Source organism: Nocardioides sp. Root151 (genome assembly GCF_001427925.1).
Taxonomy (GTDB): Bacteria; Actinomycetota; Actinomycetes; order Propionibacteriales; family Nocardioidaceae; genus Nocardioides.
In genome coordinates this window covers 1,465,906-1,466,755 of the sequence record NZ_LMGG01000001.1, presented here as the reverse complement: position 1 = coordinate 1,466,755, position 850 = coordinate 1,465,906, and the positions used below count along the sequence as shown (strand labels likewise).

Sequence of the window (850 nt, the reverse complement as noted above, 5' to 3'; positions counted from 1 at the left end):
CCTCGCCGCCCGCGACAAGGAAGCCGAGGTGCCGTACCGGTCCCTCGACACGAGGCGTGCCGAGGCGTTCGGGTGGCTGGCGCGTCCCGCGGAGTTGCTCGCGTTGCTGCTCGAGCACGCCGAGGACCCCGACCCTGGCCCACAGTCCACCGAGCAGGACCAGCCCAGCAACGGCCACGACGAAGCTGGTGACACCGACGCCGACGATGCAGACGCGGACGAGGGCGGCAGCGACGACCAGGGCCAGCCCAGTGACAGTGAGCCCGCCGGCACAAGCGACGCGGCCCGCGACGACAACCAGACCGGAGCCGACCACGAGCCGGATGCAGCTTCCGATGCGGCCTCCCACCCAGCACCGGATCCCGAGCCCGAGCATGAGCGCGAGCCGGAAGACGAGGAACCCGGCTCGTCACCGGTGGCCTGGGTCGAGGGGTTCCCTGAGCATCTGCTCGACACGCTGCGCTCGATCGACCCGGCCAAGCTGCGGCCCCGGGCCGTGGTCTACGTCCACCTGCACCACGCCGCCCTGTCCACCAGCCACCCCACCGGACGCGGGACCGTGGCCAAGGTCGAGGACGCCGGCCCCATGCTGCCCGACAACCTCGGGCCGATGCTCGGCACAGCCCTGGTCCAGGTCACCGAGGTGATCGACCTCAACCAGACCACCCCGACCGCGACCTACGTGCACCCGCAGTGGCTCAAGGACCGGATCCAGCTGATCAGCCCCCGCACCGCCTTCCCCCACTCCACCACCGTGAGCCGACGCGTCGACTACGACCACCCCGTCCCCTACGACCACGACCAGAAGAAGGCGCCACCGGCCCAGACCGGTGTCCACAACTCCGCCCCC

At 71.3% G+C, this 850-nt stretch carries 1 pseudogene; it reads left to right on the top strand.

The features are described from left to right. Positions 1 to 850, top strand: a pseudogene (locus ASD66_RS06965) (hypothetical protein); the annotation flags it as partial.